This window comes from Streptomyces sp. NPDC024698 (assembly GCF_055559015.1).
This window is the reverse complement of sequence record NZ_JBVHLK010000010.1, coordinates 159,189-172,127: the sequence shown is the minus strand read 5'-3', so window position 1 is coordinate 172,127 and position 12,939 is coordinate 159,189. Positions and strand designations below refer to the sequence as shown.

At 71.7% G+C, this 12,939-nt stretch carries 12 protein-coding genes; 4 read left to right on the top strand and 8 right to left on the bottom strand.

The features are described from left to right. Positions 1-15 precede the first annotated feature (15 nt). The gene (thpR, locus tag ACZ4AA_RS23380; RefSeq protein WP_467605769.1) at positions 16-624 is read left to right on the top strand and encodes an RNA 2',3'-cyclic phosphodiesterase; all 609 of its coding nucleotides are present in this window, start codon (positions 16-18) and stop codon (positions 622-624) included. 57 nt (positions 625-681) lie between these two features. Here thpR and tatA read toward each other — a convergent pair whose 3' ends face one another. Next, positions 682-882: a Sec-independent protein translocase subunit TatA gene (gene tatA / locus ACZ4AA_RS23375; RefSeq protein ID WP_467605765.1), complete on the bottom strand. Its 201-nt coding sequence runs from the start codon at positions 880-882 to the stop codon at positions 682-684. 206 nt (positions 883-1,088) lie between these two features. Between tatA and ACZ4AA_RS23370 the strand changes: the two genes are divergently transcribed. Continuing rightward, on the top strand, positions 1,089-1,523 hold the full coding sequence (locus ACZ4AA_RS23370) for a pentapeptide repeat-containing protein (RefSeq protein ID WP_467605759.1): 435 nt from the start codon (positions 1,089-1,091) through the stop codon (positions 1,521-1,523). A 21-nt stretch (positions 1,524-1,544) separates the two neighbouring features. Here the strand turns inward: ACZ4AA_RS23370 and ACZ4AA_RS23365 are convergent, their stop codons facing one another. The 5 genes from ACZ4AA_RS23365 to ACZ4AA_RS23345 form a co-directional block, all read right to left on the bottom strand. Beyond that, positions 1,545-2,666 (bottom strand): PP2C family protein-serine/threonine phosphatase, encoded by a 1,122-nt coding sequence (locus ACZ4AA_RS23365; protein WP_467605756.1) that lies wholly within the window; start codon positions 2,664-2,666, stop codon positions 1,545-1,547. A gap of 175 nt (positions 2,667-2,841) precedes the next feature. Continuing rightward, positions 2,842-4,065 (bottom strand): cytochrome P450 family protein, encoded by a 1,224-nt coding sequence (locus ACZ4AA_RS23360; protein ID WP_467605753.1) that lies wholly within the window; start codon positions 4,063-4,065, stop codon positions 2,842-2,844. Positions 4,066-4,137: 72 nt separating this feature from the next. Next, entirely contained in the window at positions 4,138-5,829 is a 1,692-nt protein-coding gene (locus tag ACZ4AA_RS23355; RefSeq protein WP_467605749.1) for an LCP family protein, read from the bottom strand. A 318-nt stretch (positions 5,830-6,147) separates the two neighbouring features. Continuing rightward, positions 6,148-8,772, bottom strand: a complete 2,625-nt coding sequence (mgtA, locus tag ACZ4AA_RS23350) for a magnesium-translocating P-type ATPase (protein WP_467605951.1) — start codon at positions 8,770-8,772, stop codon at positions 6,148-6,150. A 40-nt stretch (positions 8,773-8,812) separates the two neighbouring features. Continuing rightward, the gene (locus ACZ4AA_RS23345) at positions 8,813-9,175 is read right to left on the bottom strand and encodes an ArsR/SmtB family transcription factor (RefSeq protein WP_467605746.1); all 363 of its coding nucleotides are present in this window, start codon (positions 9,173-9,175) and stop codon (positions 8,813-8,815) included. Positions 9,176-9,523: 348 nt separating this feature from the next. On the opposite strand from ACZ4AA_RS23345, the gene ACZ4AA_RS23340 reads away from it, so the two are divergent. Beyond that, positions 9,524-10,795: a serine hydrolase domain-containing protein gene (locus tag ACZ4AA_RS23340; RefSeq protein ID WP_467605744.1), complete on the top strand. Its 1,272-nt coding sequence runs from the start codon at positions 9,524-9,526 to the stop codon at positions 10,793-10,795. Between the two features lie 134 nt (positions 10,796-10,929). On the opposite strand, the gene ACZ4AA_RS23335 is transcribed toward ACZ4AA_RS23340, so the two are convergent. Further along, complete coding sequence (locus tag ACZ4AA_RS23335; protein WP_467605740.1) at positions 10,930-11,379, bottom strand: NUDIX domain-containing protein; 450 nt, start codon at positions 11,377-11,379, stop codon at positions 10,930-10,932. A 130-nt stretch (positions 11,380-11,509) separates the two neighbouring features. Between ACZ4AA_RS23335 and ACZ4AA_RS23330 the strand changes: the two genes are divergently transcribed. Beyond that, positions 11,510-11,665, top strand: a complete 156-nt coding sequence (locus tag ACZ4AA_RS23330) for a DUF6131 family protein (protein WP_467605737.1) — start codon at positions 11,510-11,512, stop codon at positions 11,663-11,665. A 125-nt stretch (positions 11,666-11,790) separates the two neighbouring features. Here the strand turns inward: ACZ4AA_RS23330 and gcvH are convergent, their stop codons facing one another. Beyond that, positions 11,791-12,180 carry a glycine cleavage system protein GcvH gene (gene gcvH, locus ACZ4AA_RS23325; protein WP_467605735.1) on the bottom strand — a complete coding sequence of 130 codons (390 nt, stop codon included), beginning with the start codon at positions 12,178-12,180 and terminating at the stop codon, positions 11,791-11,793. Between the last annotated feature and the right edge of the window lie 759 nt (positions 12,181-12,939).

Below are 12,939 nucleotides of genomic sequence, written 5' to 3'. Positions count from 1 at the left end.
GGCGAAAGGTGCGGTATGAAGTCTGTTGTGCATGATCAGACGCAACCCGCGACCGTACGCGTGTTCATCGCCCTCGCCCCGCCCGACCACGCGAAGGAAGAACTGGACCGGGAACTGCGCACCGCCTACGGCACGCACCCTCATATGCGGTGGAACCGGATCGAGGACTGGCACATCACCCTGGCGTTCCTCGGGGAGCTGCCGGTCGGGACGGTACCGCTGCTGCGTCCGCCCCTCGCCGGGCTCGCAGCGGCCCGCCGGCCGCCGTCACTGGCGCTGCGGGGCAGCGGCGCCTTCGACGACCGGGTGCTGTGGAGCGGGATCGGCGGAGACCTGGACGCGTTGCACGCGCTCGCCGCGGATGTGCGTACCGCTGTCAAGGACTGTGGGGTCGTCTTCGAGGAACGGCCCTTCCGCCCCCATCTGACGCTGGCCCGCGCCCGCAGGGGAGATCATTCCTCGACCGGTGAAATCGCCCAAGGGCTCGCCGAGTTCACCGGCCGCCGGTGGGCCGCCGAACGTCTGCACCTGGTCGGCAGCAACTTCGGTCGCAGCAGCGGACCGATCCACTACCGCGACATCGCGTCGTGGCCCCTGGGCGACGGGAATCCGGCCGGATCCTGATGCGCCGGCCGGGCCGCCCCTGGCATCCAGGCGCGGCCCCGGTCGTCCGGGTGCCGGCTACGCGGCCGCGTCCCGCACCGTCGTGTCGGACGACTGCGGGCCGTCGTCCTCCTTCATGGCCTTGGCCTCGCTCTTGAGGATGCGCATCGACTTGCCCAGGCCGCGGGCGGCTTCGGGCAGCTTCTTCGACCCGAACATCAGGATGATGACGATCGCCACGATCAGCAGGTGCCAGGGTTCCAGTCCGTTGCGGAGCATCTCGCCCGCCCCTCCTCTTCACGGGACAGCGGCACGGACCGGGAGCGGTGCGCCATCTGCCTTCATTGCCATCTTGCGCAACTGTACAACCATGATTCACGGGCGGGGCGGCCCCCCTGCCCTCGGACCGGGCGCAGAACATCCACCGGGCCGAGGGCGCCGGTGGCCCCGTCCCGCCGCCGTGTCCGACTGGCAGGCTTGCGCCCATGACCACGCCCCCGAACCCCAGGCGACGACTCGCCACGCTCACCTATTTCACCGCCCTGAGCGGGGAGGACTTCGCCGGCGCGGACCTGGTCTCCACCAGGACCTCCCAGTTGCGGTTCACCCGCTGCACGTTCGAGGGAGCCGACCTGCGTCACGCCGACCTCGACGGCTGCTCGTTCGTGTTCTGCGATCTGAGCCGCGCGGATCTGCGCGGAGCCTCCCTGCGCGGAGCGCACCTGTCCGGTTGCGATCTCCGCGAAGCCGATCTGCGGGACGCCGATCTCACCGGCGCCACGTTCGGCCGAGTGAACACCGGCCGGCCACCGCACGGCCTCACCGACGTGACCGGCGCCCGTCTCGACGGCTCGATCCTGCGCGACGTCCGCCTTGACGACGTCATCGGCTGGCCGTCCGCGGCGCACGGCATCGCCTGAGGCCGAGCGGGTGCCGCGTGGTCAGATCGCCAGACGGCGGATCGCGACGACGGCCGCGTCGTCGCCGAGGTGCCCGTCGACGTGGAGGAGCAGGTCTGCCTGGAGACGGCGCAGGACCTCGTCGGGTTCGTCCTTCGTCCACCGGTGCGCCCGCTCGGTGAAGGGGTAGAAGGTGCCGTCGGCGTCGCGGGCCTCGATGACGCCGTCCGTGTAGAGCAGCAGGAGGTCGCCGACCTCGAACGGGAAGGTCTGGACGTCGTAGGCGGCGACGCCGAAGGCCCCACCGAATCCGATCGGGAGGTGGCTCGCCTCGGCCGTGAGGGGGGTGAGGTGAGGTCCGCGCAGGAGGAGCGGCGGCGGGTGGCCGCAGCTGATGAGGTGGACGACCGGTTCGTGGTCGGGGATGTCGAGAAGGATGGCGGTGGCGAAGTCCTCGTTGATGTCCTGTTCCGCCGGCGATCGCCACTGGCTGGTGTCCCAGCGGAACGCGGCGTCGAGGTGGACGGCGAGGCGAGGGAGGGTGGCCTGCCGATGGGCGGCCGCCCGGAAGGCGCCGAGGAGCAGGGCGGAGTTGTTGATCGCGGCCAGGCCGTTGCCGCGCACGTCACCGATGAGGAGCCGGGTGCTGTGGTGGACGGTCCGCGCGGCCGCGTACAGGTCTCCGCCCAGGTCCGCCTCCTCCTCGGCGGGGAGGTACAGGCCGGCGATCCGCAGCGGGCCCGACCGCGCGGGCAAGGGCTGCAACAGCACGCTCTGCGCCGCCTCGGCCACCGACCGCACCCGGAGCAACTGCCGCTCGCTGCGGTCCCGTACCACGCAGACGGTGACGCAGACGACGGAGACGATGATCAAGGCGGCGATCTGGGCCTGGACGTTGGCGGTGGCCAGGACCCCTCGGAGCGCGCCGATCAGCACCTGGGCCGCCACCGCGAGAGCTCCCATCAGCGCCGTGACACGGGCACCGGCGAACGCCACCGTGAGCGCGGGCGCCGCCACCAGGAGCGGACCGAGGTGGATGTGCGGCGGGGCCAGCACATCCACGACACAGACCGTGACGATCAGCCCCAGGGGGATCAGGACCAGTGCGGGCGCGTGACCGGGCCGCCAGGAACGCCGCACGTCCAGCCGTCCTCGCAGGACCATGTCCCGAGCCCTCCGCTCAGTTCCGCACGCGGGGACGCGCGCCGCTCCGAGGGCCGAAGAGAGCGACCCGGCACTCCGGGAGACCCCGGCCGCCCGGACTCACCCGGGCGGCGTGGCTGCGGTGAAGGACAGGCATCTCCGACCTCCCGCGCGACAATTCCGGCATTCAGGAACTTTACTCGACCCCGGCGCAGGTGACGGTGCGGACCGGGAGGCCGAGGAGACCGCGGGATCGCAGCGAGGGCCTCCACCGCAGTCCGTCCGGTGCCACGTCGAGCGCCAGGTCGGGGAAGCGGGCGAAGAGGGCGGTCAGCGCGATCTCGGTTTCCATGCGGGCCAGCGGAGCCCCGAGGCAGTAGTGGATGCCGTGGCCCAGGGCGAGGTGGCCGGTCGCGTCGCGATCGATGTCGAAGCGGTCGGGGTCGGTGAAGCGGTCCGGGTCCCGGTGAGCGGCGGCGAGGGACAGCAGGACCGTCTCGCCCGCGGGGACGGTCACACCGCCGATGGTGACGTCCTCGGTCGGAAACCGGCGGATGGCCAGGGGTACCGGACCGTCGTAGCGGGCCAGCTCCGCCACCGCCGCGCTCATCCGCGCGGGATCGCCCCGCAGCTCGGCCAGCTGGTCCGGGTGGCGGAGCAGCGTCAGCACCGCGTTCCCGATGAGGTGGACCGTGTTCTCGTACCCGGCGAACAGGATGAGGAAGGCCAACGACGTCAACTCGTCCTCGGTCAGCCGGTCCCCCTCGTCCCGCACGGCGATCAGCGCGGAGAGCAGGTCGTCCGCCGGGGCGGTGCGCTTGGCGGCGATGAGCCGGGTGAAGAAGGACAGCAGGTCGCCGACCGCTTCCCTGGCGAGCGAGGGCCGCGCCGGATCGGGAGCGACGAGCGCGTCGGTCCATGAACGGAAGTCGAGCCGGTCACCCGGGGCCACGCCGAGCAGGTCGCAGATGACGGTGATCGGGAGCGGAGCGGCGTACGAGGCGATCAGGTCCGCGCGTTCCGTCGCGGCGACAGCGTCCAACAGCCGGTCGGCGGTGCGCTGGACCGGCTCGCGCAGCTGCTCGATCCGCCGCGGGGTGAAGGCCCGGGTCACCAGGAGCCGGATGCGGGTGTGGTCCGGTGGGTCCATGTTGAGCAGGTTCGCGTCCAGTGCCGGGGGTAAGGCCATGCCCCGGTAGCCGCCGGGCACCGCGTTGCGCTTGTCCAAGGACAGCCGCGGGTCGGTCAGTGCCTGGCGTACGTCGTCGTAGCGGGTCACCAGCCAGGCGGGCAGCCCGTCCGTCCCGGTGATCCGGTGAACGGGGCCGGCTCGGCGCAGCCGCGCGTAGACGGCGTACGGATCGCCGGCGAGGGCTACCGGGTCAAGTGCCGTCTGCTGTCCGGGAGTTGTTCGATCCATGCCCTGACCCTACTCAGGAACGATCGGCATCGAGCGGGGTCAGGGACGGGCCCGGCGTGTGGTCAGGGCACCTCACTCGTCCGAGTCCGGCTTGTCGCGCGCCGCCGCGTAGGCCTGTCCCGGGGTCATGGGGACTCCGTTGAGGCTGACCGTCCGGTACTGGCTGACCTGGGCGCAGCTCTTGCCCTCGGCGGTGGACGCGTGGGCGTCGACGACCGCGGCCTTGCTGTCGGCCGAGGCGGACGACGATCCGCCGGGGTAGGTGCTGCCGCTGGGCCAGTCGCTGCCGACCACCAGGACCAGACCCGCTCCTGTGCCCTGCTTCAGGTGCGAGGAGGGCAGCCCCAGGGCCTTGGCGGCCGTCTGGGCCGCGCCCTTCTGTCCGGTGCCGTAGCTGAGCGTCGTGGAGCCGGCCGAACTCGGGGCGTTGGCCGTGGTCGTGCTGGGGCTGAAGCCCTTGGCGGTGAGCGCGGTGGCGACGGCGGAGGCACGGCCGGTGATCCCGGTGCCGTTCTCCACCGTCACGGCGACCTCGGAGGCGGGTACGGCCGGGGCACCGGGCTTCCGGGTCGCGGAGGCGGCCCCGGACTTCTTGCCCGATCCGGTCGTCAGCGACTTGTCGTCGGCGATCGTCGCGAACAGGTTCTGCGCGCCGGGGCCGACCACCACACGGTCCTTGTCGGCCGGGTCGGGGACCGTCTGCATGGTCGCGAAGGTCATCCGCTTCGTCGGCACCTTGTCGAGGTCGGACGCGAGCCCGATCAGCTTCTTCACGGTGCCCAGGCCCTCGTCCACGGTCAGGGCCTTGGTGGCGGCGTCCGCGAGGTGGTAGACGGCGCCGGGGTCGGTGAGTGTGCCCGCGCTCTTGAAGTTGCGGATCATCGCACTGAGGAAGATGTGCTGGGAGACGGTGCGGCCCAGGTCACTGCCGTCACCGAAGCCGTGCCGGGAGCGGACGAACTGGAGTGCCGCGACGCCCTTGAGGTTGTGACTGCCCTTGGACAGCTTCAGGTGCGAGTAGGTGTCGTACACGTTGTTGTCGACGCACACGGAGACACCGCCGACCGCGTCGGACATCTTGACCACGCCGGAGAAGTCGAGTTTCACGAAGTGGCTGATCGGGATGCCGGTGAGCTGGTGGACCGTCGCGACCTGACAGGCCGGGCCGTACTGGAGCGCGCTGTTGATCTGACCGTAGTAGCCCGCCGTCGACTGTCCGGTCTCCTTGTCCTTGCAGGCCGGGACGTGGGTCATGGTGTCACGCGGGATGCTCATCACCGTGGCGTTCGAGCGGTCGGCGGACACGTGCACCACCATCTGCACATCGGCGTTGCTGCCGGTCTGCACACCGGTCCGGGAGCAGCCGCCGCCGAGCTTGCAGTCCGCCTTGCTCGTCCGGCCGTCCGAGCCCATCACCAGGATGTCGATCGGGGTGCGGCCGAAGGCGTCCGCCTTCTCCGTACCGCCCTTGCCGTCCAGCGGAAGGGTGTCGATGTTGCCGTTCAGATGCTCGTAGAACCAGTAGCCGACACCCGCGGTGCCGAGCACCCCGAGCGCCAGACATATACCGGCGATCCTCAGCACCCGCCTGCCGCGGCCCGCCCGGCGCGACCTTCGTCCGCCGTGCGAACGGGAGCCCGCTCTCGACGCGGACCGGCTGCCCGGCGGACGGGTTCCGTCGGCGTCCGAGGCACGCTGTCCGGGAACCTGGGACGTCCGGCTGCGTGTGGCCTGGCCACCCGAGCCGTCCCACGGGTCACTCATCTCCCACTCCCATGTGAACAGTCGGGCCCGTCAGCCCCGGTCCCCGAGAGGTGCGGCCGGGGAGGTGGTACGCGTACGGGCGAATGAAGCGGGCGTCTCATTGAGTTGCGTGATTGCGCAATCTAACAAATCGATGACTGGAGCAGCAGGGATCCCCCGTCGTTTCACAGGTGAGGGATCTCATGTCACCGGTGGGGCGTGTGGTGGAACCTTCTCCTGAAACGAGACGCCCGTTCGGGCCTTGAGGTTGCGCGGGTGCCCCGGACTTGGACGCGTGGGCCCGGCTCACACCGTTCTCGAACCCCGCTCACACCTCGCTCATCCCCGGCGCCGGCGGGCTGCCGGTGCCGGGTCGCCGTCGTGGCGCCGCCCGAAGCGTGCCCTCGCCCCGCGGAGCCCGGCGGCGTAGAGGAGGAGGACCGCGCCGAGCAGCGGGTAGGAGACGGCGGGCAGCGCGGTCAGCCCGAGCGGCGGTCCCAGCGGCGAGGCGGGGAGTACGAGGCCGGCGGCGCTCAGGGCGATCGCGGCCCAGGCCACCGGGCCCGGACGGCGGGACCCCCCGGCACGGCGGCCGACGCTCAGCATCACCATCACCGCGGCCTGGGTGAGCAGGTTCTCGGTGAACCAGCCGGAGTGGAAGACCGCCTCGTCGTCGCCGGTCCCGGGCCCGTGCAGGGCGAGCGCGAGGATGCCGAAGGTGGCCAGGTCGGCGACGGCGTTGAGGACGCCGAACCCGGTGATGAACCGCAGCAGCCTCCCCGGGTCGAGCACGGTGGGCCGATCCGGCACGCGGGTCCTGGGGCGGTCGTGGGCGAAGGCGAGCTGGGCCGCGTCGAAGCACAGGTTCTGGATGAGGACCTGTGCCGGGAGCATCGGCAGGAAGGGCAGGAGGAGGCCGGCGGACAGCATCGCGAGGACGTTGCCGAGATTGGACGAGAGGGTGATGCGCAGATACGTGGCGATGTTGCCGCCCGCGTGCCGGCCCGCGTCGACGGCGTGGGCGACGGCGGTGAGGTCCTTCTCGGCGAGCACGACGTCGGCGGCGTCACGGGCGACGTCGGCGGCATCGCGCGGTGCGATGCCGACATCGGCGGCGCGCAGGGCGGGCAGGTCGTTCACGCCGTCCCCGAGGAAGCCGACCGTGTGCCCGGCGCCCCGCAGGACCGCGGTGATCCGCGCCTTGTGTCCCGGGGTGCAGCGGGCGAAGACGGTCGTACGGCCCGCGGCTTCGGCGAGTTCGGTGTCGTTCAGCCGGTCGATGTCGTCGCCGGTGAGCACGGCGCCCTCGGCGACGGGGACGTCGAGGTCCAGGCACGCGCGGACCGCCGTGCCCGGATGGTCACCGGTGAGGATCCTGACGGCGACACCCCGGTCGATGAGGACCTTGAGGGCGTCGGCGGCGGTGGGGGCGAGCGCGTCCCGCAGGGTGACGACGCCCCGGAAGGCGAGGCCGCGCGCGTCGCCCGGTGTGTACGTGCGCCCTGCGGCGGAACGTTCCGCCGTGGCGACCGCGAGGACGCGCGCTCCGCTCTCGGCCTGCCCGGCGGCGAGGGCGAGCAGCCGTTCCCGCTCGTCGTCCGCGAGGGCGCAGCGTTCCAGGACCGCGGGGACGTCGCCTTTGACGACCAGGGTGTGGGTGCCGAGTCGGCCGGGGGTCCTGACCACCGCGACGGAGAGGCGCCGGTCCGGGGCGAAGGGGACGGCGGCGACACCGTCGTAGGCCGTGAGCTCGTCCTCGTCGGCCGCGTCGAGGATCGCCTCGTCGAGGGCGTCGGGCTGGGGCAGGTCGCCGAGCTGGAGGGTCCACCACGCGTTCACGGCGGCCCACCGCAGCACCTCGGGGTCGTCGCGGCCGTCGGGTCCGAGGGCGCGGTCGGCGACCGGCCGGTCCTGGGTGAGCGTGCCGGTCTTGTCCAGGCACAGGACGTCGACCGCGCCGATGTCGTGCAGCGCGGGCAGCCGCTTGACGATGACGCCGTGCGTACGGGCCAGCGCGGCGGCCCCGCGGGCCAGGCAGAGGGTGACGAGGACCGGCAGCATCTCCGGGGTCAGCCCGACCGCCACCGCCACGGCGAACGGCAGCGTCTCCAGACCACGCCCGCGCAGGGCCGCGTTCGCCATCAGGACCAGCGGCGGGGTCAGCAGCATGAACCGGATGAGGATCCAGGAGATGCCGTGGACGGAACGGTCGAAGGCGCTCTCCCTCGGCGGGAGCGCCGTGAGGTCGTGGGCCAGGGCGAACCGGGTGTGCGCGCCGGTCGCGGTGACGACCGCCGTGGCGCTGCCGGAGGCGACGCTGCTGCCCTGGAAGCACAGTTGCGGCTGTTCGAACACGCCGCCACGGTCCTGACGGGCGAGGTCGTCGGGCGTCTTGGCGACGGGTTCGGATTCTCCGGTCAGCGCGGCCTGATGCACGGTCAGGCCGACGGCGCGCAGCAGCCGGACGTCCGCGGGCACGAGGTCGCCTGGGCCCAGCCGGATCACGTCGCCGGGCACCAGGTCGGCCACGGGTATCTCGCGGGCCGACGGGGCGGCTTCCTCGTCCGCCCGCCGGACGACGGTGGCGGTGCCGGCGACGAGTTCCCGCAGCGCGGCCGTGGACCGGTCGGCGCGGTGCTCGCCCGAGGCGCGCAGCGCGCAGCTCACCAGGACGAGCAGGAGGATCACCGAGGCGGTGCCCCAGGCGAAGACGGCGGCCGAGACCAGGCCCAGGCATCCGAGGACCGCGGTGAAGGGATCCCGCAGTCCGCGGACGAAGCGCCGGGCCCAGGACGCTTCACGCTCGGCGGGGCCCTTGTTCTCGCCCAGCCGGGCCGTACGGTCCTCGGCCTGTGCCTCGGTCAGCCCGCGCGGGCCGCTGTCGAGTGCGCGCAACACCTCGAGCACGGTGGGCGCGGTGTGTTCCGGCAAGACCTCGTCGAGGTGCGCGCCGGCAACCGGCACCCCGGCCGTCTCCTCGCCCTGCCTCCAGGTCCCGGTGACCTCAGCCACCGGTCCCACGCAGCCCGCGCAGGGGTGCGAGGGCGGGCTGCGAGCGTGCGGTGAGCTGTCCGACCATGACGCGCACGACGGTGACGATGTCGGGGTCGTCGACGTAGTAGATCTGCCGTCGGCCCTCGCGGCGGGAGCGGACGAGTCCGGCGAGTTTCAGTTTGGCCAGATGCTGGCTGACCGCCGGGAGCGCTCCGCCGACGCGGTCGGCGAGATGGGTGACGTCACATTCGCCCTGCGAGAGCGCCCACATCAGGTGCAGCCGGGCCGAGGAGGCGAGCAGCCCGAACACGGCGGCCGCCTCGGCGAGGACCTCCGCGGACGGATCCTCGAAACCACCGGCGTTCCCGGTCACAGCCTTCTCCCGCCCACTTCACTGCCTCACTCATGCGCCGCCCAGTGTAGGGGGCCCACATACCTGGCCATCGGCCTGTCCAGGGCGGGGCCGGCAGTCGGCGCCGCGGGCCGCGTACCCCCGTCCGGGGCCGGAACGGCGACTGGACGGCGACTGGCCCCCGGCCGGACGGCGGCTGGGCGGCGATCGGACGGCGGCCGGGGCCGCGGCTGGGCGGCTGGGCGGCTGGGCGGCTGGGCGGCTGGGCGGCTGGGCAAAAACGCCCACCGGTGGCGCAACAGCGCGTCGCCGCCCGAGGTGGACGGTATCCCTGGGGACCTCGATCCACTGGACGAAACGGACTCACCGATGCCGATCCGGCTCCCCCACCCCCTCGTACGCCACCGGCGCGCCTCCGCATCCGGCCGGCGGCGTTCCCGGCTCACCGTCCTGCTCTCGGCCGCCGTGCTGACCGTGACCCCGGTCGCGCCGGCCCTGGCCACACCGACCGCCGTCGGCGACGTCCACCACCCGAAGGACAGCGCTCCGCCGTTCGCCAGGACCCTGACGCCGGATCTGATCGCCCTGATGCAGCGGCTGCGCATCCCCGGTGCGGTCGTGTCGATCCGGACCCCGCAGTGGGGCACCTGGACCAAGGCGCTCGGCACGGAGTCGCTCAGGACGGGCAGGCAGATCTCCGCCGACGAGCACTTCCGGGTCGGCAGCATCACCAAGACCTTCACCGCCACGGTGATCCTGGAACTCGTCGACGAGGGCCGGATCAAACTGGACGACCCGGTCTCGCGCTACCGGCCCGGGGTACCGAACGGGCGCCACATCACCATCCGCCAGCTGCTCCAGATGACCAGCGGCCTCTACAACTACAGCGAGGACCTGCACTTCAACCAGGTCCTCGACGACCGCCCCGAGACGCAGTGGACGCCCGAGGAACTGCTCGCGATCGCCTTCCGCCACCAGCCGTACTTCCCGCCGGGCCAGGGCTGGCACTACTCCAACACCAACTACGTGCTGCTCGGGCTGATCGCCGAGCAGATCACGCGTCAGCCGCTCCAGAAGCTGCTGCGCGACCGCGTCTTCCGGCCGGTCGGCATGCGCGAGACCAATCTCGCCACCGACACGGCGTTCCCCTCACCCCATCCGCGCGGCTACCAGTTCATCAGCAACGTGGACAGCCTCACGGCGCCGGTGCTCACCGGAAAGGACGCCGCGTGGGCGGACTGGTCGGCGGGCAACCCGATGGACGTCACCGACGTGAACCCGTCGTGGGCCTGGGCGGCCGGCGCCGGCATCTCCACGCTGGACGACCTGCACCGCTGGGCTCCCGCGCTCGCCGACGGCAAGCTGCTCAGCCGGCGGACCCAGCGTGAGCGGCTGAACTTCATCCCCACCTCGGACCAGCCGGGCCTGCCCACGTACGGGCTGGGGATCGCCGACTTCTACGGCTTCCTCGGGCACGACGGCCAGATCCCCGGCTACAACAGCTTCATGGGATACGACCCGAAGCTGAAGGCGACCGTCGTCGTCCTGGTCAACCTCAACCAGTCGCCCGACGGCGCCGCTCCCTCGGACCAGTTGTCGAAGCTGATCCTCTCGGAGGTGTTCCACCTCCCGAAGGCCTGAGGGCCGCAGTGTGACGGCGAGGGGCCGGACCGTGGGTACGGTCCGGCCCCTCGCCGTGCGTTCGTGCTTCCGTGCCTCCCGGTCTCCGTGCTTCCGCCTTCTCCTAAGGGCTGTGCCCGAGCGGGAGGGAGTGGTCAGAGGCCGTCCAGGCCGGCCAGCAACCGCGGCCAGGCGGCCGCGAATCCGGGGTGCAGTCGCAAGGAGTCGACCTCGGCCGGGGTGCACCACCGGGAGGCGGAGCCTTCGCCGTCGCCGCGACCGGGGGAGAACGGCTCGGTGATCTCCGCGACGACGGTGTGGTAGGCCCATCCGCCATGATCGTCCACGTACGTGTGGATCCGCCGGAGTGCCGGAACGCCGCCCAGTTCCTCCGCGAACTCCCGGCGGGCCCCGTCCCACGGGCTCTCACCGGGGTGGAGCGCGCCCCCGGGAACGCTCCACGTGCGGCCGTGATGGACCCGGCAGGAGCGCCGTTGGAGCAGGAACCTGCCGTCCAGGCGCAGGAGCAGTCCCGCCGCGCCGTGGGGTCCCCAATGACGGCACCCCCGCCGGTCCCTGACATATCCGCGGCCGCTGTCGGCCATCGCCGCCTCCCTCGTGTCGTGTGTCGGGCTCCCTCCGCGGGACGCGCACCCGTGTTTAGCTCGTACGACACGGGAAACGCGGCAGGTGACGGGGACGCCCGCGGACGACGTCCCGCCACCGGAGGACGCAATGATCATCCTCGGAGTCATCCTGCTTGTCGTCGGCCTCGTCGCCGGGATCGGAATTCTCTGGACCATCGGGATCATTCTGGTCGCGATCGGCGTCGTGCTGTGGATTCTCGGAGCGGTGGGCCGTGAGGTCGGCGGACGACGGCACTACTACTAGGCCACGACCGGATTCCAGGTCACGACCGCGGAGACACCATGGGCCCGGCGATGCCGGGCCACGGCGTGAGCCCCGGTCCGTTCTCCCGAGGTGAAGGCGCGTCGGGAGGACCGTCCCACCGACCGTCAGTCGCCGATGCGCTGCGCGTACTGGGCGGCGGAGAGCAGGTCGTCGGTGTCGTCGCCCGCCGTCGGCTTGATCTTGAACAGCCAGGTCTCGTAGGGCCGGCTGTTCACCTCCTCGGGTTCTTCGGTGACGACCTCGTTCACCGCGGTCAACTCGCCGCTGACCGGAGCGAAGACCTCGGTGGCGGCCTTGACGGACTCGATGGTGCCGACGGCGTCGCCGGCCCCGATCTTCTTGCCCTTCATGGGCAGATCCACGAACACGACGTCCCCGAGCTGCTTCTGCGCGTGGTCGGTGATGCCGACCGTCACCGTCCCGTCGGCCTCGAAGCGCACCCATTCGTGTTCGTCCGTGTACTCGAGGTCCTTCGGAATGGTCGATGGCGGCACAGCCCTTCGTGACTCGGCGTGATCGATCGACGGCAGATTGCCATGTCACGACGCGGGGCGAGGGCTTCCACACGCGTCGGCCACCGAAGGATCGATTCGCCGCCACCCGGCGGCCCGTCGCACGATGGCATCCGCGAATTCCGCAACCCGTTCCGCCGGCCCGTTCCCGGATTCCGGGCGGACGGACATCGTCCGGCGACCCCTTCCACGGTGTGACGGAGCGGTTCCGGGTGACCCGAGGCGGCGATCACCCGACTGTCGCACCAGTACGACAAATCCACCGGTCCGGTAAAGCGGGCGCGCCCCGGTCATACTCCGCTTCGCGCCTCACTCGGCATATGCGTTTTTAACCATGCCCACAGGGCCCAAATGGCCCGTACCGCCGACGTGACCCACCCCCGTGAAACGCCCTGTTCACGAGCCTGAAGCGACAGCGCGGGCCTCGACCGCGCCGACGCGGGCGCGGCGCGCCGGGCCGGTCCGATGATCCGGTGTGCGCCTCGGCGCTGTCGCCGATACACCACCCCGCCGTCGCGCCGGGGGCGAATATCTTCGGAAAAGACTTCTTTCGCGCCGTTGTGGATGAAGCGGAGCATTCCCAATACTTCGAGGTGTCGCCGCCCCGCCAGGGACGCCGGCCACCGACCGAAAGCGCGCAACCCGCTCCCGCTCCCCGGGTCGGCGCACCTCCCCGCTCCCCGCTCTCCAGGCCGGTCAGATCCCGCTCCCCTTTGCTGTCCCGCCTGCACACGTCCCTGC

Coding starts and splice junctions, on each gene's coding strand:
- ACZ4AA_RS23360 (WP_467605753.1), bottom strand. CDS start 4,065: ATGGATCGAACAACTCCCGGACAGCAGACGGCACTTGACCCGGTAGCC.
- ACZ4AA_RS23370 (WP_467605759.1), top strand. CDS start 1,089: ATGACCACGCCCCCGAACCCCAGGCGACGACTCGCCACGCTCACCTAT.
- ACZ4AA_RS23365 (WP_467605756.1), bottom strand. CDS start 2,666: ATGGTCCTGCGAGGACGGCTGGACGTGCGGCGTTCCTGGCGGCCCGGT.
- ACZ4AA_RS23330 (WP_467605737.1), top strand. CDS start 11,510: ATGATCATCCTCGGAGTCATCCTGCTTGTCGTCGGCCTCGTCGCCGGG.
- tatA (WP_467605765.1), bottom strand. CDS start 882: ATGCTCCGCAACGGACTGGAACCCTGGCACCTGCTGATCGTGGCGATC.
- ACZ4AA_RS23335 (WP_467605740.1), bottom strand. CDS start 11,379: ATGGCCGACAGCGGCCGCGGATATGTCAGGGACCGGCGGGGGTGCCGT.
- ACZ4AA_RS23355 (WP_467605749.1), bottom strand. CDS start 5,829: ATGAGTGACCCGTGGGACGGCTCGGGTGGCCAGGCCACACGCAGCCGG.
- ACZ4AA_RS23340 (WP_467605744.1), top strand. CDS start 9,524: ATGCCGATCCGGCTCCCCCACCCCCTCGTACGCCACCGGCGCGCCTCC.
- thpR (WP_467605769.1), top strand. CDS start 16: ATGAAGTCTGTTGTGCATGATCAGACGCAACCCGCGACCGTACGCGTG.